Origin of the sequence: Empedobacter sp. R750 (genome assembly GCF_030324345.1) — a bacterium.
Classification (GTDB): domain Bacteria; phylum Bacteroidota; class Bacteroidia; order Flavobacteriales; family Weeksellaceae; genus Empedobacter; species Empedobacter falsenii_C.
In genome coordinates, this window is sequence record NZ_JACAGF010000005.1 from 42,151 (window position 1) to 65,910 (window position 23,760).

Here is a 23,760-nt window from a genome sequence, read left to right on the forward strand (position 1 = left end):
ATGATATGATTAATCAATACCAAGCTAAATATTACGCATACGAATTATCTAAAAAAGCTTCTTCTGATAGCCCAGAGAAGTTTGGAGCTACATTAATGGATGCTAAAGTAGAATTGAATCCACACCAAGTGGAGGCAGCTTTGTTTGCTTTCAAATCACCTTATTCTAAAGGAGCTATACTAGCGGATGAAGTAGGATTAGGTAAAACCATAGAGACAGGAATTTTATTAAGTCAAAAATGGGCTGAAGGGAAAAGAAAAATACTTATTATATGTCCATCTTCATTACGAAAGCAATGGTCAAATGAATTAGAAGATAAATTCTATTTAAAAGCGGAAGTATTAGATAATATTTCTTACAACAAAAAAACAAAATCTGGAATTAAAAACCCATTTGATAATGGAACGACAATCAAAATTTGTAGTTATCAATTTGCAAGAAAACGCGCAGAAGAAATACAGTTAACATCTTGGGATTTAGTTGTGTTGGATGAAGCGCATTATTTAAGAAATGCCTATAAGTACGGAAATGTAACTGCACAAACGATACAAAATGCAATTCGCGATTATAAAAAAGTATTGTTAACAGCAACACCTCTTCAGAACAGATTAGATGAATTGTATGGTTTAGTTTCTTTTATTGATCCTGAAATATTTGGGGATATCAAAAGCTTTAGACGCAATTATATTTTAGATTCTGGAAATAGAGATATTGAAGGATTAAAAGAACGTCTTAACTCTATTGTACATCGTACATTACGCAGGGATGTCAAAGAGTTTATTAATTACAGAGAGCGTATACCTATTACGCAACAATTTACACCAACTAAAGAAGAACAAGAACTCTATGAAAAGGTCTTAGACTATCTAAGGCAAGAGCGAACTTATGCATTTCCTCCAGCTCAAAAACATTTGATGCAATCTGTAATTTTTAAATTATTAGGTTCCTCATCATTTGCAATTAGTAGAACACTCGAATCTTTAATAAAAAGATTAAAAATGCTACTCGAAAATTCTAAAGTAGTAGAAGATGATTTGTACGAAATGTTCTTAGAAGAATATGAGAATCTGGATGATGAATTTGATGAAGGAGAAATTATAGAAGAAGATGATTTTACAGAAATCACATTAGATGATAAGATCGCTATTGAAGAGGAAATTAGGCAATTGGAAGAATTCTTAATACTATCAAATAGCATTCAACATAATGAGAAAGGAGAAAAATTATTAATCGCTTTAGATAATGGTTTTTCTAAATTGAAAGAATTAGGAGCTCAACAAAAGGCATTAATATTTACAGAGTCTACCAGAACTCAACAATATTTACTGGAGCGTTTGTCAAAAGAAAAATATGCAGATAAAATCCTAATTTTTAATGGAAATAATTCAGATCTAATTTCTAATCAAATTTATCGAAATTGGCTTGCAGACGACAAAAATGCGGGTAAAATAACAGGATCAAAAGCTGTTGATATTCGTCAGGCGTTAGTTGACGCTTTTAAAAGTGATGATTACGATATCATGATTGCTACGGAAGCTGCTGCAGAAGGGATTAACCTACAGTTTTGTAGTATGATTGTAAATTACGATTTACCTTGGAATCCGCAAAGAGTGGAACAGCGTATTGGGCGTTGCCATCGTTATGGGCAAGAATATGATGTTGTGGTCGTTAATTTTATTAATGTTGCTAATGCTGTAGAAGTAAGGGTTTACGAACTATTAGAGCAAAAATTCAGGCTATTTGAAGGGGTGTTTGGTTCTTCAGATGAAGTTTTAGGAACTATTGAAAATGGGGTTGATTTTGAAAAACGCATTATAGAAATTTATAAACAATGCCGTACAAAAGAAGAAATTGAAACCTATTTTAATCAATTGCAAAGTGAATTTGAAGATCAGATTAACGAGAAAGTTAAAGAGACACAATCTAAATTGTTTGATCATTTTGAAGCCAGTGTAATAGATAAACTTCGTACGACTTATTCGGAAACGATAGTCTTTATTGAAAAATTTGAAAAATGGTTGTGGGAATTAACCAAATTCTACTTACAAAACAAGGCTCGTTTTATAGATGAGGATTATACCTTTATACTTGAGAATGAAGATAAATTTACCTTAAATAAAAAAAGAGAAGACGCTAAGCGTTTTTTAATCAATGGTGCTGTTGCTCAAAAAATAATTCTTCAAGGTAAAAATGAAAATACTCCTTTAGGGCATCTTTCATTTAATTGGAGTGATGCTAAAGCTACACATTCAGAAGTTGAAAATTTAAAGGCTAAATCTGGGATAATTAGAATAAGCAATTTGGAGGTAATCTCAGAAATAGAATCTCATTCGGTATTACTTTTTTCAGGAATAACTGATGCAAGCGAAGTTTTAAATGACGATATTTGTCGCTATATTTTAGCGCTCAATTCTACAGTGCAGGATAGTTTCAAAGGGAATTTAGAAAATATTGATGAAATTCATTTGAAAATAAAAACTGAGCGCCTTAATTATCTTAACGATACCGATGCTGCATTAATGCAACGTGAATTTAAGAAGTTTCATAATTGGGCGGACGATAAAATTGTAGAAACAGAAGTTGAATTACGAGAAGCCAAGAAACAAGAAAAAGAAATCGACAAACAAGCGATGCAAGATGGTTTGTCTGGTTCCGAAGCTTTAGCTTTACAAGAGCAATTAGCGAAAGCCAAAAAGAAAGTTTCTCGTCTGAAAAGACAAATGTTTGACCGTGAGGAAGAAATTGAACAAGAACGCGATCAAATGATTGAAGAAGCAAAAAGCAAATTAAACAGAACAATAAAAGAAGAAGAAGTGTTTACCATTTCTTTTGAGTTGATATAAGTATGAGCAATTACATAAAATTACAAGAAGTTTTAAAGGAAATTTTTGAGATGGATAAGGCGGATTTAGATTTTGGAATCTACCGCATTATGAATCAAAAACGCGATCAAGTAATGGACTTTGTTGATCGTAAATTACCCAAAGACATCAAAGATATCTTATCACAAACCCAATCCAAAGATTCTGCAAGTATACAAGCAGACTTAGATCAAATGGGAAAATCTTTGGATGATGCTGGCGTTGCTCGTGAATCAGCACCAAAATATCTAGCACTAAAAGCCCAATTAGAAAATACAATTGATACCAATGCTTTAGAACAAGAAGTGTTTTCGCATTTGGCAAGTTTTTTCAAACGTTATTACAAAGACGGTGATTTTATTTCCTTACGTCGATACAAGAAAGATGTGTATGCTATTCCTTATGAAGGTGAAGAAGTGAAATTGCATTGGGCTAACCACGACCAATATTACATCAAAACATCTGAATATTTAAAGAATTATGCCTTTAAATTAAGTGATGGTAAAAAAGTATATTTCCAACTTAAAGAAGCTTCTACCGAGCAAAACAATAACAAAACGCAAGGTGATTCGGAACGTCGTTTTGCAATATTTGAGGAGCAACCGTTTGAAGTAGTAGACGGTGAATTATTTATCAATTTTACCTACGAACAACATAAGAAAACGGTCAAGCAAGACGAACTAGCAAAACAAGCTTTAGATATTATTCAAAATAATATTCCTGCTGAGTTTGTATTAGCTTTTGATAAAGCGCCCACGGAGAAAAACAAAAATCGTACGTTGGTAGAAAAGCATCTTAATGATTTTATTTCGCGCAACAGTTTTGATTACTTTATTCATAAAGATTTAGGTGGTTTTTTATCGCGTGAGCTGGACTTCTACATCAAAAACGAAGTCTTATACATTGACGATATCAATACAGAAAATCCTGTCTATTTCACAGCGCAGTTATCGAAGATAAAAGCCTTGAAATTGGTAGCATCAAAGATCATCAACTTCTTAGCACAAATCGAAAATTTCCAAAAGAAATTATGGCTAAAGAAAAAGTTTGTCATCAGTACCAACTACTGTATTACCTTAGACCGTATCCCAGCGAAATATTATCCTGAAATAGCTTCCAATGAAACACAGCTTACGGAATGGAAAGAATTATTTAGTTTCACGCTGAGCGGAGTCGAAGCGCTAAAAAACGAACCCTTCTTAGTTGTAGATACCAAGTTTTTCCCTGAAGAATTCAAAGATAGATTATTAGCTGAGTTTGACAATTTGGACGAAGAAACCAACGGTTTATTAATCAATTCAGAAAATTTCCAAGCGTTGAATTTGATGCAGGAGAAGTATCAAGACAAAATAAATGGTATTTATATTGACCCGCCATATAACACAAACGCAACTGAAATAGTATATAAAAATGAATTCAAGGATTCTTCTTGGTGTTCATTGATAGAGAATAGAGTTTCTTTAGCGAAATCTTTATTAAGTGAAAATGCAATAACATGTACAACAATAGATGAATGCGAGGTCGATAACTTATCTCTAATATTGAAAGCTACTTATAGTAATTAAACTATTAGACCAACTATTATTGAATATAATCATAGGGGCAGGGTAAAAAGTAATTTCGCAATCACTCATGAATATGGTTTGTGGGCTATACCCGAAGGCAAAGATTTGATTACTAAGAAAAGAGAAATTTCAGATGATATCAGACGTAACCTCAGAAGAACAGGAACAGACTCATTACGTACAGACGTTCCAAAGCAATTTTATGGAATTGAGGTAGACAAAGAAACATTAAGAATAGTTTCTGTTCATAGGTCTTTAGATGTTGATGAAGAAATACCAATACATGATAATCAGAATACTATTGTTATTTATCCAATAGATGATGATGGCATACAGAGGAGGTGGTATTACGGTAGAGATAGGGTAGAGATTGAGGCTAATGATACAGTTTGGGCTAAAATAATTAAAGGAAAGTATCATATTCATTATCATCAAGATGGGAAAGCTAAAATGAGGAAATCTGTTTGGGTTGGAAATCTAATGGATAGTAGCACGCATGGTACAGAATTGTTAAATGATATTTTTGGAATGGGAAGTCGAGATTTTTCATTTCCAAAAAGTATTTATGCAGTAAAAGATTCTTTAGATTCCATTTCTGATAATCCCAGCTCTATGTACTTAGATTACTTTTCAGGTTCAGGAACAACAGGTCACGCAACCATTAAACTCAATCGTGAAGATGGTGGTAATCGCAAATATATTTTGGTAGAAATGGGTACGTATTTTAATACTGTTACCAAACCACGCATTCAGAAAGTGATTTACACTGACAATTGGAAAAACGGTCAGCCACAAGACAAAGAGGGTATCTCTCAACTATTCAAATACCAAGTACTAGAAAGCTACGAAGATGCATTAAATAATCTGTTCATAGCTTCAAAGGTGCAAGATGGTTTATTCCAATTTTCAGAGGAAGCGCAAGAAGAGTATCTTTTAAACTATATGTTGGATGTAGAAACACAAGATCATTTGTTTAATATTCAGATGTTCCGGAATCCATTCAACTATCAACTAAAAGTAACTGAAAACAACGAGTTGGTTCCAACAAAAGTAGATTTGGTAGAAACCTTCAATTATTTAATAGGTTTATATGTAGAGCGTATACAACGAGTAGGCGACATCAAATTTGTAGAAGGTAAAACGAGAGAAGGTGTAAAAACCTTAATCATTTGGCGTAATCTAGAAACCACATCCAACGAAGAAACGGAGAAGCGTTTCCGTAAAATATATGATAGCGTACGCTCTTCAGAGTTCGACCAAATCTACATCAATGGTGATCACCATTTTGATAATATGCGAACAGGTGAAGATACATTCAAAGTAAAATTGATAGAAGAAACCTTCTTTAAGCAAATGTTTAATATTTCGGAATTGTAAAGTTTTACTAAAAATAAACTTATAAGTTGATTTTATGGAAATAGTTAATATATTTGCAAACAGATTGTTCGCACTTCACTATCAAAATGAGACGTATAATGAATACGATCGTTTGATGGATTTGTGGGACGATGCTGCATATATTTATGATTTTTTAAAGGAGAATATAGCTGATATTCCGAAAGGAAAAAATATAAAGGATATTGCAGAAGATATTATAGAGGACGCCTATGCTATCGAGGATACGTTATTAGAAATTACCGAAACATCAGACAAGACACTATCACAATTTTTCAAGCCATTACATAACCAAGAATATCAACTAAAAGTTTTGTCTTTACAAAAAGGTAGAGAAGACTACCTTAGAATTTACGCTGTTAGAATAGACGATGATACTTTTGTAATAACAGGTGGAGCAATAAAATTACCATTGCACCATTTGATGGAAGATCGAACACACACAAGTTTCGAATTACAAAAGTTAGAAAACGTAAAAGCCTATCTTAATGAAAATGGGATTTTTGACGACGACTCATTTTTTGAATTTTTAAATGAAAATTAAAATGACCAACAAAGAAAAATTTTTGACTTTAGTTTCAAACGCAGAAACAAAGACAGTTGAAAGAACAAAAGCTCGCTCTGAGCGTAGAAAATATACAAGACTTTCTAAAAGAATAGCCCTAACTATTTTAGTTCGTTTAGACGAGTTAAACTGGAAACAAAAAGAATTAGCTGAAAAAATAGGGGTAAAGCCACAACAAGTAAACAAATGGGTAAAAGGAAACGAAAATTTTACTTTAGAAACTTTGGTGTTACTTGGGGAAGTTTTAGGTGTAGAATTGATTGATGTGGTTACAAAATCTTCAACAAATAAAAGAGAAGATGTGAAAGTTTCTTTTTCAGAAGATTATGCAATTTTAAACACAATCAAATCCTTAAAGCCTGCAATTACAATGAGCGATGATAGGGTTTATGAGCATAAGTATGAATCCTTAACAGCTTAATTGATATGAATAAAAAAGAATTACCGATACCGTTTAAAATTGTTAAGGTAGAAGAAAATCAATTTTCGGTTTTCGAAGAAACATTGGTTTTAGAAGAACCTATCCAACAACAAATTGGTTTTGGTTTTGGAATAGATGCTGAAAGCAGAATTGTTGTAGTATCTATGGAATTTGTATTGCACAAACAAAATCAACCATTAATTAAATTAGAAATTGCTTGTTATTTTGAGATAGAGCCTCAAAAGTTTCAAGAAAAATTAGTACAAGCTGATGGTGTTGTATTGCCTTGTAGTTTGACAAAGCATTTGGCTATGATTACTATGGGAACTGCTCGTGGAGTATTATTTGCAAATACAAAGAATACAGAATTTAATAAGTTTATCATTGGTTTAGTAAATGTAGATAAAATGTTTACAGAAGATGTTCATATTGAATATTAAAAGATATGGCAAACTTCCACGAAAAACTGGTACTCAATAAATATATGCTATCTCTTTTCGGGATTGATAGCATTGGGAAAAAAATTATAGGTAAAAATGGTGTAGAAATTTTTACCGATCTCAAACTTTCTTCCAACGAAGGTTATACCGAAGAAGGAAATACAAAATATTTGCAGTCGTTGATTAGTCATATGTACAACTCGGAGTACCTGACAGCTACGATGTTGCAAACGTATGATGAGAATATTGTAAGATATACGAAACAAATTTCTGAAAAGAGAAGCGAACTGATTACTTGGAAATACTTCCAATATCTATCGCTTTTATTTACCGAAGTGTATTTGGATAAGTACTTTCAGAATAAAGTAAAACTTTTGGCTGATTTAAATGAATTTGTAAATGAATTTAATTTGAAACAAGCAGAAGCGAAGGTGGGTAAGAAAAAAGGTAAAGATACTTTTGTAGCGCAACCTTTTACTTTAGAAAGCTTAAATAAGCTGGCATTTTGGAATGCAACAGGTTCCGGAAAAACCTTGTTGATGCACATCAACATCAAGCAATATTTGCATTATGCGAATCATTACAACCAGCATCACCAAAATAAAGTGTTGTTAATAACGCCAAACGAAGGATTAACAAAACAACACTTAGAGGAATTCAAATTATCAGATATACGCGCTAATAATTTTTCTAAAAATGATTCTGGAATGTTCTCTGGTAAGCAAGTTGAAATTCTTGAAATTACTAAATTAGCTGAAAATAGCGGTGATAAAACCGTAGCCGTTGAAAGTTTCGAAACAGACAATTTAGTGTTGATTGACGAAGGTCATGGTGGAATGTCTGGTGATTCTTGGAAGCGTTTTCGTGATCAATTGAGTTTAACAGGTTTTGCTTTTGAATATTCCGCAACATTTGGTCAAGCAATTAATGCTGCTTCTGGAGCAAAAAAAACGGAGTTTACACAAGAATATGCAAAGAGTATTCTATTCGATTATTCGTACAAATACTTTTATGAAGATGGTTATGGTAAAGATTATCGTATTCTGAATTTAAAAGAAGATAATACTGACTATCAGCAATTATATCTTACTGCAAATTTAGTTTCTTTCTTTCAGCAACAATTGTTATATAAAGAAAAGAAAAGTGAGTTAAGGGATTTTTTATTACATAAACCTTTGTGGATCTTTGTAGGAGGTAAAGTAAATGCGGTTCGTAAAGAAGGAGGTAAAGAAGTTTCAGATGTTTTAGAAATCATCTATTTCTTGACAGATTTCTTAAAGAACCCATCTGTTTCGATTCAAAATATAGATACTGTAATCAATAATAAAGCTGGTTTAGTAAACAGTAAAGGCTATTCAATTTTTGAACATTCGTTTACTTATATCAATGAGCAAAAGTTAGATGCCAATACGGTTTTCAATTTAATCAACGAATTGGTATTTAATAATACCACGATTGGCGCCAATTTATATTTAGATAATTTAAAAGGCGCTGATGGAGAGCTAGGGCTACGTGTTGGTGATAATGATTATTTTGGAGTTATTAATGTAGGAGATGAAAAGAAATTACATGATTTAGCCATTAACAATAAAGTTTTGGGTACTGAACGTGATTTTTCCGATTCTTTATTTAAAATGATTAATGAAGAATCATCATCAATAAATTTATTAATCGGTTCTAAAAAATTCTCAGAAGGTTGGTCGTCTTGGCGTGTTTCGTCTATGGGATTGATGAATGTAGGGAAAAGTGAAGGTTCACAAATTATTCAATTATTCGGACGTGGAGTTCGTTTAAAAGGATATAATTTTTCCTTAAAACGTTCTACAGGATTAGATGAATACCAAAAGCCTAATAATATCAAAATCTTAAAAAAATATCTAAGACACTTAGAAACGCTTCAGATTTTTGGTGTAAAAGCTGATTATATGGAGAAGTTCAAGGAGTTTCTGGAAGAAGAAGGTCTACCAATTAATGATTCATCTTGGATAACGATTAAAGTACCGACGATTCAAAAGGAGATTGTTCAGCAAAACAAATTAAAACTGATTGCGGTTAAAGATTCTGAAAATTTTAAACAAAAAGTAATTGTGCCTTTAATCTATAATGCTTCAATTTTTAATGGGAAGTTGGTTGAATTAGATTGGTATCCTAAAATTGATGTGTTGGAGAAGAATAACTCTGGAGTTGCAATCACTAAGAATGAAGCGATTTTGAATGATTCCCATCTTTCGATAATCAATTGGAATTCTGTTTATTTAGAACTTCATAATTTTAAAGCTGATAAAGGATATCATAATTTGAAAATTGAGTTAGAGCAATTACAAGATATTATGCATCAAGTGTCTTGGTATAAATTATTAATACCAGAGCATAAAGTCAATTTCTCACAGTTTTCAAATACATTCATTTGGCAAGAATTAGTCATAACATTGCTGAAAAAATACATTGAGCAGTTTTATTTATTCTATAAAAATGAGTTTAGCTCAGACCACGTAGAAGCAATTCAATTAACAGGATCAGATGATAACTTTGTTTTAGAATATGACTTTAGGTTGAATACAGAGGAAGAAATTGAAGATTATCAAAACAAGATAGAGCAATTAAAACTGGATGTAGTAGAACCTGCATTTACAAATGTTCAAATTGGATCTGAGATAGATGCATTTGATAATCTATTACACTTGTACAAGCCGTTAGTATATGTAGGAAAAGGTTATAAGGAGAAATTGCAAGTAAGTCCAATTCCTTTAGATGCTTCGGAAAAACAATTTTTAGATGACCTTATTACATATGTTGGAACAAAACCAGCTTCTTTAGAAGGTAAGGATATACATGTTCTTAGAAATCAAAGCAAAAAAGGCTTAGGTTTCTTTACAGATGGTAATAATTTCTATCCGGATTTTATAGTATGGATTGTTGAAGGTGATAAACAAATCATTAAGTTCATTGATCCTAAAGGAATACGTAATTCAAAAGGAATAAATGATCCAAAAATTCAATTCTATAAAGTACTAAAAGATAAGATTCAACCGCAAGTTCAAAAAGCGAATATTGAGTTGGATTCCTATATAGTTTCCAATACATCATATTTAGATGTGAATTGGAAGGACACTTTAAGTATTGAGGATTTTAACAAGAACCACGTATATTTTCAAAAGGAGAATGTTGGCAGATATATTGGTGAGATTTTAGTTAATTAAGCTATTTTCATCCGTTAAATCATCCGTTTTTTTAAATTTAACTGTATAATTTATTTAAAATAGAAAGTTGTTGAAAGTCCCGCCAGCTCCACAAACCTTCTTTAAAAATTTTAAAGGAGGTTTTTTTATTAAGAAAACTAAGGTTCCCAAATAATACGTGTCATCACATCAAGGTTGGTTCCGGTATGTTTGGTGATAGGAACTCCAGTAACCAAACCAATCATTAAATTGTGTTGAATAGCCAATCTAATTTGAGGTCTTAAAGTATAATGAAATCCATCGCGATCAATATCCATATTATTTTCAAGTCCAATAAAGTTTTTCGAATTTGGTAAAACATACATCATACTTGCGTTTATAGTTGCTCCAACATCTACTTTTTGCTCTTTATAATGATGTTCAAAAACAGGACCTATATAGATTAACGTGTTGAAATTTTTAAAATTCTTTGCTCCAATAAAAACAGGATTCATTTTCATACCGGTAAATACAGAACCTTGATGTCTTAATTCTTTAAAATTATTAAACTCAAATTCATGAACATAAGCCACAGCCAAAGATATTTTTCCTTTTTCATTTACCAAAAAAGTATATTGAGTTGCTAATTTTAAACCTTCAATTTTATTGTTCGGAACATAAATAGAGCCATCGTTATTATCGCTTTTGTGATTAAAAGAAAAAGGTACTTCAACCTCCAATCCCAAACGATCTGCAACAGCCCATTCATACTCAATAAAACCATTATATTCATTATATCCTTTTTTCGAGGTAACTCCAAATCCTACATTTATCTCAGCTTCTCCTTTTCGTGCGCCCAAATCACGCATCAAATCTGTATAGAGAGGTTCTGCATGTTCAACTTTAGGTTTTAATGTTTTTTGTTGAGGTTGAATGGTGATAATTGAATCATTTTTCGTCTGAGCTATCGTAGTAATTGTTAAGAAAGTGCTTGTAATTATTGTTAAGAAAAATTTCATTTGTTTATTATTTTGAGACAAAGGACAAAGAAGATTTAGGAAGAAATTAGGAATTGAAGTTTTACCCCTTTAAAAATCTAACCTATTAAATTTTGAAGTTTTTTGATACTTATCATTTTAAGAATAATAAAAACTATCTTATCTTAGTCGATGAATTAACACCACATTTAAGACAATCAAACAATTATGAGTTCCTACGAATATTATAACTTTCCGATACAGTTGATAAACGGTTTTTTAGATGATTCTAAAAAAGTTTTGATTGATATTTCACATTATTGTATTTATAGAGTTTTTATAGATAATTTCGAGAAATATTCGGGTTCTTTTACAGGTTATCAGAAGGCTTGTGATGATTTTGGAATCGAATTTAAAAATGTTGCAGCAGCTTATCAAAATGGTAAAGATTTGTATGAAGCAACAATAGATAAAAGTCCAATGGTTGGAATGACTTCTGAAATGTATTGGGATTATATGACCAATGAAAAATCTGAATTTGAGAAGGTTTTACTGCTTGGAGATCTTGCTTTTAAAAGCATTTTAGGTGCAAAATCATATATAAAATTGGATAATAAATATTGGTTTAGCCGAATGAATGGTTCTGTAAAATCAATTGCGAAAGAAGAAATTTCTCCAAAACTTCAACGTTATTTGAACGAATATCAAACCAAAAAAATTAAGAATCAATTAATTGCTGGTTGGGGATTAGCTTCGTATTCAAGATATAATCGCGGGTTTTATGTGAGTTATAAAATGACTTTGGATGATTTGGCTTATCACGCAGAAAAGATTAGAAAATCTACCCAAGATAAAAAGATCAAAAATGATGTAAAATCTGCTCACGAAAAAGCATTAGAGAGATTGGAAAAGGAAGGAAAAATGAATTAAGATTTATTTTTTACATAAAGCAAAAGTCCATCAAAATTTTGATGGACTTTTTATATAGCTAATGTTTTAATCTATATTTCTTTTACTGTAATAATATTTACAGGGCAAGCTTTGGCAGCACGTTCGCAATTATCTGCGATAGAATGATCAGGATCTTTCAACGTATGGAAACCTTTTTTATCAATCGCTTTTAATAAAACAGATTTACCATCTTTTTTTGACATTCTGAATCGTTCTGGTGCTAACTCATAACAATAGTTGCATCCGATGCATTTATCGCGTTGTAACGTAATAATGACCATTGATAACTATTTTTTAATGAGAATAAGCGCCTTCTTCAACACTATTTTGTTGTGTTCCTGGCTCTTCTACTTTTACTAATTTGTATAATTTATCAGAAGGACGAATTCTAAATTCCATCGGAATTGTAATCGAATCACCTTTTTTAGCTGTATCAGATTTTACATCTTCCACCATCATTTCTGTAACCACCATTTCTTTGGCTCCAGTTGTTGGTCCTGTTACTAAAATCAAATCACCAACTTTCAAATCATACGCATCAATTACAAATTGACCAATGCTTGGTTTTGGGAAGAAATGAACTCCTTTTCCGATGTAAACTTTTTTCTGAGTTGCCATAGAACCTGGAACAGCAGACCATTCTCCTAATTTTTGACCTAAATAATATCCAGACCAAAAACCACGATTATAAACAGTTTGCAATAATCCCATCCAGTAATCCACTTTTTCTTTCGAATATGTTTTATCCGCAATAGAATCAATCGCTTCTCTATAAGCACGAATCACAGTTGCAACGTATTCTGGAGCACGTCCGCGACCTTCAATTTTCAATACTTTTACACCTGCATCAACCACTTCATCCAAAAATTCCATTGTACAAAGGTCTTTTGGCGACATCATGTATTCGTTATCTAATTCGATTTCGAAACCAGATTCTTGGTCGATTACGGTATATTTTTTACGACAGTTTTGTTTACAAGCTCCACGATTTGCAGAAGAATTGTGAGAATGTAAGCTCAAGTAACATTTACCTGAAACAGCCATACACAATGCTCCATGACCGAAAATTTCGATTTCAACTAAATTTCCACTTGGTCCACGAACATCATCTTTAATAATTTGTTCACAAATCTTTTTCACTTGTTTCAAACTCAATTCACGCGACAATACCATTGTATCAGCAAACATTGCATAGAATTTTACTGTTTCGATATTCGTAACGTTAATTTGTGTCGAAATATGAATCTCAATCCCAATTTGTCTTGCATAGGCAATAACCGATTGATCCATCGCAATAACAGCCGTAATATTAGCTTCTTTTGCTCTGTCCAATAAGTTTTTGATTAAAGATAAATCGTGATCGTATATAATTGTATTTAAAGTAAGGTAAGAACGCACACCTTTTTCCTCACAACGTTTTACGATTTCTGGTAAATCGTCCATTGTAAAGTTTATTGATGCTCTCGCACGCATATTCAACTGCTCAACTCCGAAATATACAGAATCAGCTCCATTATCTAAAGCCGCTTGTAACGATTCGAAATTCCCAGCAGGAGCCATCAACTCCATTTTTCCATCTTTGGTCATACGAAAATTCTGATTTTAAGGTGCAAAGGTACAAAAAATATAAGTTTATACTGAATATAAATTAAATATGATTGAAAATGAGTTTTTTAACTGATAAAAAATGTTAAATGAAAATTCTATATTTTTTTGACTGAAAAAGAATTAATTTTGCAAAATGTTAATAGAAAGTCTTCAAAATCCAAGGATTAAAAACTTGCTGAAATTGCAAGAAAAATCAAGAGAACGTAAAAATCAAGGTTTATTTATTGTGGAAGGAACACAAGAAAATGAATTAGCTGTAAAAGGTTGTTACGAAGCGGTTGAAATTTATATTTGCGAAGATATTTATAACAAATCAATAGATTTTGGACAAGTAAAAGTATTTACAATTACCAAACAAGTTTTTGAGAAGCTTGCGTATAGAAAATCGACAGGTGGAATTATTGGTGTCTATAAAACGAAATCTTCGACATTGACAGATTTACAATTGCCAGAAAATGCATTGGTTGTTGTTTTGGAAGCGGTAGAAAAGCCTGGAAATCTTGGTGCAGTTTTACGAACAGGAGATGGAGCAAAAGTAGATGCTGTAATTGTTTGTGATGAAACAGTTGATTTTTTCAATCCGAATGTGATTCGTTCTTCGGTTGGAACATTGTTTACTAATCAAATTGCATCGGCGAGTAAAGAGGCTGTTTTAGAGTTTTTAAAATCTCATTCAATTCAAGTTGTTTCCACATTTTTGAGAGATGAAACGAAAAATTTATACGAAACTGATTTTACAAAATCATCTGCCATTATTTTAGGAACAGAAGCAACAGGGCTTTCTGATTTTTGGGCTGATCATTCAGATTCGTTGATTAAAATTCCGATGTTAGGTTTTGTAGATTCGCTAAATGTGAGTAACGCAGCAGCGATTTGTGTTTACGAAGCTGTGAGGCAAAGACAATAAGATAGATTATAATAAAAATAAAAGCCACTTCTTTCGAAGTGGCTTTTATTTTTATTTTTTACCGAATAGTTTACTAAAGAAAGAGTTTCCTTTATTATGATTTTCACCATATCCGTACCCATATCCGTATCCATATCCGTATCCTTTTGTAAAGTCAACATCGTTAACAACCATTGCCATATTTTTAAGACGGTTATCTTGATATAATTCTTTAGGAATAGCCAGCATTCGTTTGTCCAAATAATTAGCACGAACAACGTACATTGTAATATCTGCACTGTCAGAAATTAATAAAGTATCAGTAACTAAACTAACAGGGGCAGTATCTATTAATACATAATCATAGTTTGCTTTTCCATATTTGACAATATCATCAAAACGTCCGTTCATCAATAGCTCTGAAGGATTTGGAGCTACCTGTCCAGAATAAATAACATCAAATTTATAATCAGCAGGATTTTTGATGATGATATCACTAATATTAATATCATTTGAAATCAAATATTCTGTAACACCATATTTGTGTCTGTATTGATCAGTAATTCCTAAATAATCTAAAACTTTAGGACTTCTAATATCTGCTCCAATTAATAAAACAGATTTACCTGACATTGTTAATATTTGAGCTAAATTAGTTGATATAAATGTTTTACCTTCTCCGCTTGTAGTAGAAGTTATATAGATAGACTGAGGATCTGTTGAATTTTTAAGTAAAAAATTCATGTTTGTTCTAAGAATTCTAAAAGCTTCAGCAACACTAGAATTATCATTTTGCTCGATAATAGAAATATCACTTTTAGGAACTTGTCCAGCAATTGGAGCTCCAACTGCATCTTCAACATCCTCCTTAGAGTTTACATTGTTATTTAATAATTTATATATATAAATACATATAAAAGGAATAACTAATCCTAGAATTAAAGCCCCTAATAGTATAATACTTTTCTTAGGAGAGACAGGAACTTTAGAGTCATAAGCATAGTCAATAACTTTTATATTCTCTGGTGTAGCAGCTGCTTTTATTTCGTTCTCTTCACGTTTTTGTAATAAGAATAAATATAAAGCTTCAACAATTTGCTGTTGACGAGAAATATCTCTAAAACCACGTTCTTGACTTGGTACTTTTTGAATTCTGCTCGTAATTTGATTTTGTTTAGATTGAACAGAATTTAACATTGTTTGAGTGTTATTTCTATATAATCTCAAACTATTTTTAAGATTTCTCTTTAAATCATTAATTTGTTCTTGTAATTTGATCGCATTAGGATGATCTTTTGTTACAGACTTTAACATATCTTCTTTTGCAAGAACTAATTCATTGTACGAAGATATTTCTGCTGAGATAGATTTATCTTCTAACCCAATATTAGAAGGAAGTAAATCAGTCTTAGAAGAATTTAGAGCAGAGTTCATATAATCAACTAATTGTAGTTGAGTAGATGATTCTAAAAGTTTCTTTTCGTTATCTGCGGCACTTTCTAAAAAGATATTTGCTTCTGAAGTAACATCTGTAATATTATTTTGAACTTTATAACGTTCAAGATTTTTATCAACTCCACGTAAATCGTTTGTAACAATTTGTAGGCGATCATCAATAAATTTAGAGGTAGCTTCTGTTAATTTATGATTATCACTTACTAAATCTTTATTATAAGTTGTAATAAGATCATTTATTAACTTCTTAGATATATCTGGAACAGGACCAACCAAAGAAAAATTAATAATTTTTGAACTCTTCTCAGTATTTGGAGAAATACTCAATGAGTTTTGATATGCATTAACAATTCTATCAATAGAATTTAAATTAATTTGATATTCAAAACCAATATGTTTTCCTAAGCTTCCATTTGGACTAATTATAAAACTTCCAAAGTCTTCTGTAATCTTTTGTCCAAAAGAATATTCCTTTATAACACTTGTTTTTTTATTTTCAAGTTTAAATTTAGTGTTCGATAATATACTTACAATAAAACTATTATTGTCTAAGCTTTCATTGGCTTTATCGTTTTCATTTAATAAAATGAATTTTATGGGAGATTTTTCTTGTTGTAATTGAATTTCTGCAACTCGACCTACGCTAAAATATTGTATATTAAAGTTATTTTTTTGAATTACTTTAGTTAATAATCTTCTAGACTTTAGTACATCAATTTGATCACCAACTTCTGCGCTTCCTCCAGAACCACCTCCAAGCATAGCTTGATCCATTAAACCAGCTAATTCTCCTGTTGAAGATTCTTTTTCGTTCAATAATATTTTAGCTGAAACTTGATATTGTTTTTGTGTATATTTAACATATAAAAAGGCTATAATTAAAGAAATAATGACTCCAAAAACAAACCATTTCCAATAGTATAAATATTGCTCTAAAATTTGCCTGATATTAATAGTTTCTTCAGACTCATCGAAGTATTGGTCTTCTACTTTGTTTTTATTTTTACTCATTTTTATTTAGAAATAACAGCAATTACAGATATTATAACACCAGCAACAGATATCCATAAAGAATAGTTTGGTGTAAATTTAGATGATGAAATTTTTGCATTATTTGGTTCTACATAAACAACATCATTTTGTGCTAAATAGTAAACAGGGGAGTTTAGTATTTCTTTAGATGTTAAATCGACATTATAGGTTTGTTTTTGTCCATTTTGTTCACGGATAACCATAATATTTTTTCTTACACCATTAATTGTTAAATCTCCTGCCATTCCTAATGCATCAAGAATACTTACTCTTTCATTTGGAATTGTAAAATTACCAGGTCTAACAACTTCACCTAAAACAGTGATTCTGAAATTTGTGAAATTTATATTAACACCAGGATTTACAATGTACTTTGATATCTTAGATTTTAATTCGTTTTCAGCTTCTGTTCTAGTTAATCCTCCAACTTTTACATTACCTATTAAAGGATAGTTGATATACCCATTTTCATCAACAGTATAAACTTTTGCATAAGGATTATTTTGCATTCCAGAATTTACTTGATAAATACTTTGTTGATTAAAAGGTTCTGTTGCTTTGATATCAGCAGCACTAACACTAATAGCTAATATGTCAGAAGATTGAATTTTAGGGATATACTGTTCGAAATTTGTAGTAGACTGTTGGTCTCCACTTAAATAAACTAATTCCTTTTTTGACGCACAAGATGAAATTGTGAGAATAACTATTACAATTAGGAGATTAAAAATTTTATTTTTCATAAATTAAGTTATCAAGTTTTTCAAATTCAGAGTTTTGAGATTTAAATTCTGGTACTATCTCTTTTATTTTAGCTACTAAATGCATGACTTGTTCATGTTTTTCTATAGTTGAAGACATTGAGCATAACTCTTCAATCAACTTTTTATTATCTTGACATTTTGAAGTATTTACTTTAGCAATCATTATTTTTTCATGATGTGTTTTAACTGTATTTTCATCATTGGCTAATAATTCTTCATAAATTTTTTCACCTGGACGTAAACCTACAATTTTTATATCAATTTCTTCAGGATATTTAAATCCACTAAGTCTAATCATCCTTTTAGCAAGATCAATAATCTTCATAGACTCGCCCATATCAAATACAAAAATCTCGCCACCTTTTCCCATTATTGCTGCTTCAAGTACTAACTGACACGCTTCTGGTATTGTCATAAAAAAACGTGTAATATCAGGATGAGTTACAGTTAATGGACCTCCGTTTTCCAATTGACGCTTGAATAAAGGTATTACAGATCCATTAGATCCTAACACATTACCAAATCGTGTGACAATATAATTAGTTTTAGAAATTTCATTTGTACAATTTACATAAATTTCGGCAACTCGTTTAGTTGCGCCCATCACGTTTGTAGGATTTACAGCTTTATCAGTAGAAACCATTACAAACTTTTCAGCACCAAATTCATTTGCTAAATCAGCAATTATTTTTGTTCCATAAATATTTGTGTTGATCGCCTCATAAGGAAATTTTTCCATCAACGGAACATGTTTATATGCAGCTGCATGAAAAATAATTTGCGGATGATATTTATCAAAAAGGCTTAACATCCTTTTTCGATCTCTGACACTCGAAACGATATAATCTATTCTATTTTGTTTTTCTTCAGAAATTTCATTTTTCAAAGATTGCTGAACATCGTAAAGAGCTGATTCTGCTTGATCAATTAAAATTAGTTGAGCAAAATCCATCATTGCAAGTTGTCTTGAAATTTCACTTCCGATAGACCCTGCGGCTCCTGTAACAAGAATTACCTTATCTTGTACATTTTCGTTAATGATTGGGTTTTTAAGTTTGATAGATTCACGACCTAATAAATCTTCAATTTTTAATTGTTTGATTTGAGCAGGTTTATATGTTCCATCAATCCAATTAGAAATAGGCGGAATTATTTTTATATTTACATTCAAATCTTCTAATGATTTGGATAGATTTAATAATTGATTCGTTTTAATATTTTGAATAGAAATAATAATTTCTGAAATATCATTTCGTTCAATGAATTTATCATCAATATCATTTATAGAATAAATTTTTACACCATCTATAAATGTTCCAATTTTAGAAGGTTTGTTATCAATAAAACCTACAACTTTATAATTAAACTGAGTATCATTTTGTAAAATATCTCGAGTAATTAATCCTGAATCTCCCGCACCATAAATCAATATTTTTTGTTGAGCTTTATTTTTAGAGAAAAAATAATCATAAATCCATTTGTAATATAATCTAGCAATAACCATTACTACGGTTGAAATGAATAAATGAACAAAAATAACAGAGTAAGACATTCTGAAAACATATGAAGTAATAGTGTTTTCTGAAATAGTAGATTCAATAAATTGTCTATAGATAAAAGAGATGAAGAAAAGAATCAGAAAAGCAGTTGTATTGGAAACAAAAACATTTTCGGCATCTTTTAGTCCAGTTTTTTTTACAATTCCTTTATATGTTTTAAAATACAAAAAACATATAGTATAAACTGCTACAACAAATGGTAATTTAAATAATAATTTTTCTAAGCTAAAAGAATTTAGAAAGCTATTAAGTATAAAATTGGTTATTACATAGCTAAAGAAAACTATAAGTATGTCTAGCACTAATACTACCCATCTAGGAGCATTAAAGTGTTGGTTAAAAGGATTCAATATTTTAGTAATTTAAGTGGTGATAAAGATAATAAAAAAATCAGGAATAGAGACTCCGAAAACTGGAAAAATCTACCCCTGATTAATATATTAAATAAAGAAAAATTATTTTACTCTGAAAACAACTCTTCTTGCTAATTGATGAGAAGAAACTTGAGAGTTTTTGAACTCATTATCTTTACCTTCACCAACTGTAGTTAATTGAGAAGCACTTGCTCCTTGACTAACTAAAATAGCTTTTACATTTTCTGCTCTTCTACGAGATAAATCTTTATTGAAAGCATCACCTCCTACTGGATCAGCGTAACCTAAAATCTCAATTTGAGCATTTGGTTTAGCTTTTAAGTACTCAGATACAAATTTGATCCCTCCTACAGATTGTTGGTATGGTTTATCAGAATTGTAATCAAAGTAAACATTGATAATACCAGAGTTAATCATTTGCTCTAAGAAATCAGCATCATTAACGATAGTTGTATTTCCTCCTGCATTTTGTTTAATGTATTCTTCAATATTATCTGGAATTCCGTTTCCATTGTGGTCAATTGTAACACCGTGAGTGTCAACAACAGCGCCTGGAGCTGAATCTGGCTCTTGATCTAAGTAATCAGCAACACCATCACCATCAGTATCTTTTAACATTTGTTCGATGTTAGAAATACGATCTTCTAAGTCAGAACGAGTTGGTTCGTAAACCCAGTCAGCATGTTTTTGGTTTTTACCTAAGTAGAAAGTTAAACCTAAGGTAGCATTCCAAATTTCACCTCCAAATCCAGAACCTGAAGTGTTAGCAGTTCCATCAAATGTTACATTTTGACGAATATTTCTTACATAAGAAACATCTCCTGTTAAAACAACACGATCAGTTAATCTTAATTGTGGTGTTAAACCAACCATAACATTTACCATGTTATCATTGTCGTCGAAAACTTTACCATCAGCACCTTTTGTCGCATCATTATTCATCCAAGAGTAACCTGCACCACCATGAGCTAATAATCCAATTCTATTTGTCCATGTTTCAAAATTCATGATACGTCCTAAGTTTGCAACCCCTTGTAAATCTACACGGTAATAATTAGATCGGAAACGAGCTACATCTTCACCTTCTTTGATACGATCATATCCACCGTCTAATTTTAAACCAAATTTAGGGTTGAACATATAACGTACACCAAAATCAGCATGGAAAAAACTTGGTGTTTCTGAATAATAACCTGGAGCGAATGCTTTTCTTGCTTTTACAGCACCTCCATTGGCCTCGATAGACCATTTGTTGTAATCGTTGTTAATTGTTTCAGTAGTTTCTTGCGCGTGAGCAAAAATTCCTAATCCAATTACACTTAATAGGTATGAAATCTTTTTCATGAGGATATATTTAATTGCAAATTTATATAAATACTTAAAAACGAATCAATCAAAAACTGTTAAAAAACACTATAACTAACGAAAGTCATGATTATGTCTTTATGATTATTTTAACTTGTTTAAAAAATATTCAATAATTGTGCCGAAATTAATTTTTGATTTTCTTATATCATTTTTAAATCATTTAAATTATTTTTGCATAAATATTTCCCAAAACAAACAATGGAACAATCAGCATTTCTTTTTTCGACCAGAGGATCATTAGAATTAGCACAAAAAATTGCCGATCAATATGGTCAAGAACTTGGTAAATCTAAAATTGTAGAATTTAGCGACGGAGAATTTGTACCCGCTTTTGAACAGCCAATTCGCGGAGCTCGCGTTTTCTTAATTGGTTCTACAATGCAACCAACAGACAATTTAATGGAATTACTTTTAATGTGTGATGCAGCAAAACGCGCATCTGCTAAAAGTATTACAGTTGTTATTCCTTATTTTGGTTTTGCTCGTCAAGATCGTAAGGATGCTCCACGTGTGCCAATTGGAGCAAAATTAGTTGCAAAAATGTTAATGACAGCTGGAGCAACTCGTGTAATGACTATGGATTTACACGCTGATCAAATTCAAGGATTTTTTGAAGTTCCTGTTGATCATTTATTTGCTTCAACAATTTTTGTTGAATACATTAAAGGTTTAGGCTTAGATAATATTTGTATTGCTTCTCCAGACATGGGAGGTGCTAAACGTGCAAATACATATGCTAAATACCTTAATGCAGATATCGTAATTTGTCACAAAGAACGTAAAGTTGCAAACCAAGTTGATAGCATGATGTTAATCGGTGAGGTTGAAGGTAAAAATGTTATTTTAGTGGATGACATGATTGATACAGCGGGTACACTTGCAAAGGCGGCTGAATTGATTATGGAAAAAGGAGCAAAATCTGTTCGTGCGATTGCAACGCATGGAGTTTTATCTGGACCAGCTTATGAGCGTCTTGATAACTCTCTATTAACGGAAATTGCTATAACTGATAGTATTCCATTAAAAAATACTTCCGTATCTAAAATAAAAGTATTATCTTGCGCTCCGCTTTTTGCTGATGTTATGCATCTAGTACATAGCAACAAATCTATTAGTCAACGTTTTGTTATCTAGTGGTTTAACTAAATATTAAATTATTTTTATTATATACATATTATTATGAAGTCAATTACAATTCAAGGTGTAAAAAGAGAAGACTTAGGTAAAGTGGCTACACGTAACCTACGTAATGCTGAACAAGTACCTTGTGTGGTTTACGGTTCTGGAGAGCCTATCCACTTTTCAGCTGATGAAAAAGCATTCAAATCATTAGTTTACACTCCAGATGCTCATACAGCAACTATCGAGTTAGCTGATGGAGCTAAAATTCAAGCAATTTTACAAGACATCCAATTTCACCCAGTAACGGATAAAATCTTACACGTAGATTTTTACCAATTAAACGAGGACAAACCAGTAACTATGGAAGTTCCAGTTCGTTTAGTAGGACGTGCTCGTGGTTTAGTAGCTGGTGGGGTTTTACGTTTCAACATGCGTAAATTAAAAGTTCGTGCTATTCCAGCAAACTTACCAGACGAAATCGAAATCGATATCACTCCAATGAGAATTGGTCACAAAATGTATGTAGAAACATTGAAAAATGATAACTACACATTCGCTCATCCAGATAACGCAGTAGTAGTTGCTATCCGTACTTCTCGTAACGCTGTTAAAGATGCTGATCAAGACGAAGACGAAGATTAAGAAATTTTCTTTTCAGATAATATTAAACCACTCATTTTTGAGTGGTTTTTTATTTTTAAAAATTTAATAAGATAAATTTGTCCGATTTAAAATTAGTTGTATATTTGCTTCATAATTTATAATGAATAAAAGAAATTAATGTTTTCTAAAGCGTGTGAATATGGAATTAAGGCTTGTGTTTTTATTGCACAAGAATCTGTAGAAGGAAAGAGAGTCAATTTAAAACAAATTGCAAATTCTATTAATTCTCCAGAAGCTTACACAGCCAAAATTCTTCAACAATTAGTTAAAGCAAATGTGATTTCATCTGTCAAAGGAAAAATGGGAGGTTTCCAAATGGATGCAGCGCATTTAGAAGATATCAAATTAGTGAATATCATCAAAGCGATTGACGGAGATGGTCTTTATCATAGTTGCATTTTAGGTTTAGTAGAATGCGATGCTAATAAACCTTGTGCTTTACATAGCCGTGTTTTTGCAATTCGTAATGATTTGCGAGGAATGCTAGAAAAGACATCGATGTTTAATTTGATTGATGATCTAGAGAAAGGAATTGCTTTTCTTAAGCATTAAAAAAATTTGATTAAAAATAAGATAAAAATATCCGATTATCCGAA

General features: G+C 31.3%; 19 protein-coding genes. 12 read left to right on the forward strand and 7 right to left on the reverse strand.

What is annotated here, in order from left to right; genetic code table 11:
• Positions 1-5 precede the first annotated feature (5 nt).
• From HXZ74_RS06935 to HXZ74_RS06965, 7 genes are read left to right on the forward strand one after another with little or no spacing between them, the layout of a single operon-like run.
• The gene (locus HXZ74_RS06935; protein WP_286474564.1) at positions 6-2,843 is read left to right on the forward strand and encodes an SNF2-related protein; all 2,838 of its coding nucleotides are present in this window, start codon (positions 6-8) and stop codon (positions 2,841-2,843) included.
• A gap of 2 nt (positions 2,844-2,845) precedes the next feature.
• Positions 2,846-4,426, forward strand: coding sequence for a site-specific DNA-methyltransferase (locus tag HXZ74_RS06940; protein ID WP_286474567.1), 1,581 nt, complete (start codon positions 2,846-2,848; stop codon positions 4,424-4,426).
• Between the two features lie 60 nt (positions 4,427-4,486).
• Entirely contained in the window at positions 4,487-5,803 is a 1,317-nt protein-coding gene (locus HXZ74_RS06945) for a DNA methyltransferase (RefSeq protein WP_286474685.1), read from the forward strand.
• A gap of 34 nt (positions 5,804-5,837) precedes the next feature.
• Entirely contained in the window at positions 5,838-6,365 is a 528-nt protein-coding gene (locus HXZ74_RS06950) for a hypothetical protein (RefSeq protein WP_286474569.1), read from the forward strand.
• Between the two features lies 1 nt (position 6,366).
• Complete coding sequence (locus HXZ74_RS06955; protein WP_286474573.1) at positions 6,367-6,807, forward strand: helix-turn-helix transcriptional regulator; 441 nt, start codon at positions 6,367-6,369, stop codon at positions 6,805-6,807.
• A 5-nt stretch (positions 6,808-6,812) separates the two neighbouring features.
• A complete protein-coding gene (locus HXZ74_RS06960; RefSeq protein ID WP_286474575.1) occupies positions 6,813-7,247 on the forward strand; it encodes a hypothetical protein in 435 nt (144 codons plus the stop codon).
• A 5-nt stretch (positions 7,248-7,252) separates the two neighbouring features.
• The gene (locus HXZ74_RS06965) at positions 7,253-10,447 is read left to right on the forward strand and encodes a DEAD/DEAH box helicase family protein (RefSeq protein ID WP_286474578.1); all 3,195 of its coding nucleotides are present in this window, start codon (positions 7,253-7,255) and stop codon (positions 10,445-10,447) included.
• A 137-nt stretch (positions 10,448-10,584) separates the two neighbouring features.
• On the opposite strand, the gene HXZ74_RS06970 is transcribed toward HXZ74_RS06965, so the two are convergent.
• On the reverse strand, positions 10,585-11,424 hold the full coding sequence (locus HXZ74_RS06970; protein WP_286474580.1) for an HAEPLYID family protein: 840 nt from the start codon (positions 11,422-11,424) through the stop codon (positions 10,585-10,587).
• 186 nt (positions 11,425-11,610) lie between these two features.
• Between HXZ74_RS06970 and HXZ74_RS06975 the strand changes: the two genes are divergently transcribed.
• Positions 11,611-12,312, forward strand: coding sequence for a hypothetical protein (locus HXZ74_RS06975; RefSeq protein WP_280046197.1), 702 nt, complete (start codon positions 11,611-11,613; stop codon positions 12,310-12,312).
• A gap of 71 nt (positions 12,313-12,383) precedes the next feature.
• On the opposite strand, the gene HXZ74_RS06980 is transcribed toward HXZ74_RS06975, so the two are convergent.
• A complete protein-coding gene (locus HXZ74_RS06980) occupies positions 12,384-12,614 on the reverse strand; it encodes a ferredoxin (RefSeq protein ID WP_038336269.1) in 231 nt (76 codons plus the stop codon).
• Positions 12,615-12,627: 13 nt separating this feature from the next.
• The gene (locus HXZ74_RS06985) at positions 12,628-13,920 is read right to left on the reverse strand and encodes a peptidase U32 family protein (protein ID WP_038336270.1); all 1,293 of its coding nucleotides are present in this window, start codon (positions 13,918-13,920) and stop codon (positions 12,628-12,630) included.
• 154 nt (positions 13,921-14,074) lie between these two features.
• Between HXZ74_RS06985 and HXZ74_RS06990 the strand changes: the two genes are divergently transcribed.
• Positions 14,075-14,848 carry a TrmH family RNA methyltransferase gene (locus tag HXZ74_RS06990; protein ID WP_115002246.1) on the forward strand — a complete coding sequence of 258 codons (774 nt, stop codon included), beginning with the start codon at positions 14,075-14,077 and terminating at the stop codon, positions 14,846-14,848.
• Between the two features lie 51 nt (positions 14,849-14,899).
• On the opposite strand, the gene HXZ74_RS06995 is transcribed toward HXZ74_RS06990, so the two are convergent.
• The 4 genes from HXZ74_RS06995 to HXZ74_RS07010 form a co-directional block, all read right to left on the reverse strand.
• Complete coding sequence (locus HXZ74_RS06995) at positions 14,900-17,293, reverse strand: GumC family protein (RefSeq protein WP_286474582.1); 2,394 nt, start codon at positions 17,291-17,293, stop codon at positions 14,900-14,902.
• 2 nt (positions 17,294-17,295) lie between these two features.
• Positions 17,296-18,057 carry a polysaccharide biosynthesis/export family protein gene (locus tag HXZ74_RS07000; RefSeq protein ID WP_280061904.1) on the reverse strand — a complete coding sequence of 254 codons (762 nt, stop codon included), beginning with the start codon at positions 18,055-18,057 and terminating at the stop codon, positions 17,296-17,298.
• Positions 18,047-19,987 (reverse strand): polysaccharide biosynthesis protein, encoded by a 1,941-nt coding sequence (locus tag HXZ74_RS07005; protein ID WP_280061903.1) that lies wholly within the window; start codon positions 19,985-19,987, stop codon positions 18,047-18,049. Before HXZ74_RS07005 ends, HXZ74_RS07000 begins: the two co-directional genes overlap by 11 nt.
• 105 nt (positions 19,988-20,092) lie before the next feature.
• A complete protein-coding gene (locus tag HXZ74_RS07010) occupies positions 20,093-21,355 on the reverse strand; it encodes an OmpA family protein (RefSeq protein ID WP_286474584.1) in 1,263 nt (420 codons plus the stop codon).
• A gap of 222 nt (positions 21,356-21,577) precedes the next feature.
• Between HXZ74_RS07010 and HXZ74_RS07015 the strand changes: the two genes are divergently transcribed.
• The 3 genes from HXZ74_RS07015 (at position 21,578) to HXZ74_RS07025 (ending at position 23,716) form a co-directional block, all read left to right on the forward strand.
• Positions 21,578-22,513, forward strand: coding sequence for a ribose-phosphate pyrophosphokinase (locus tag HXZ74_RS07015; protein ID WP_038336277.1), 936 nt, complete (start codon positions 21,578-21,580; stop codon positions 22,511-22,513).
• A 45-nt stretch (positions 22,514-22,558) separates the two neighbouring features.
• Positions 22,559-23,143 carry a 50S ribosomal protein L25/general stress protein Ctc gene (locus tag HXZ74_RS07020; protein WP_038336278.1) on the forward strand — a complete coding sequence of 195 codons (585 nt, stop codon included), beginning with the start codon at positions 22,559-22,561 and terminating at the stop codon, positions 23,141-23,143.
• Positions 23,144-23,281: 138 nt separating this feature from the next.
• Positions 23,282-23,716 carry an RrF2 family transcriptional regulator gene (locus HXZ74_RS07025; protein ID WP_038336279.1) on the forward strand — a complete coding sequence of 145 codons (435 nt, stop codon included), beginning with the start codon at positions 23,282-23,284 and terminating at the stop codon, positions 23,714-23,716.
• Positions 23,717-23,760: the final 44 nt, after the last annotated feature.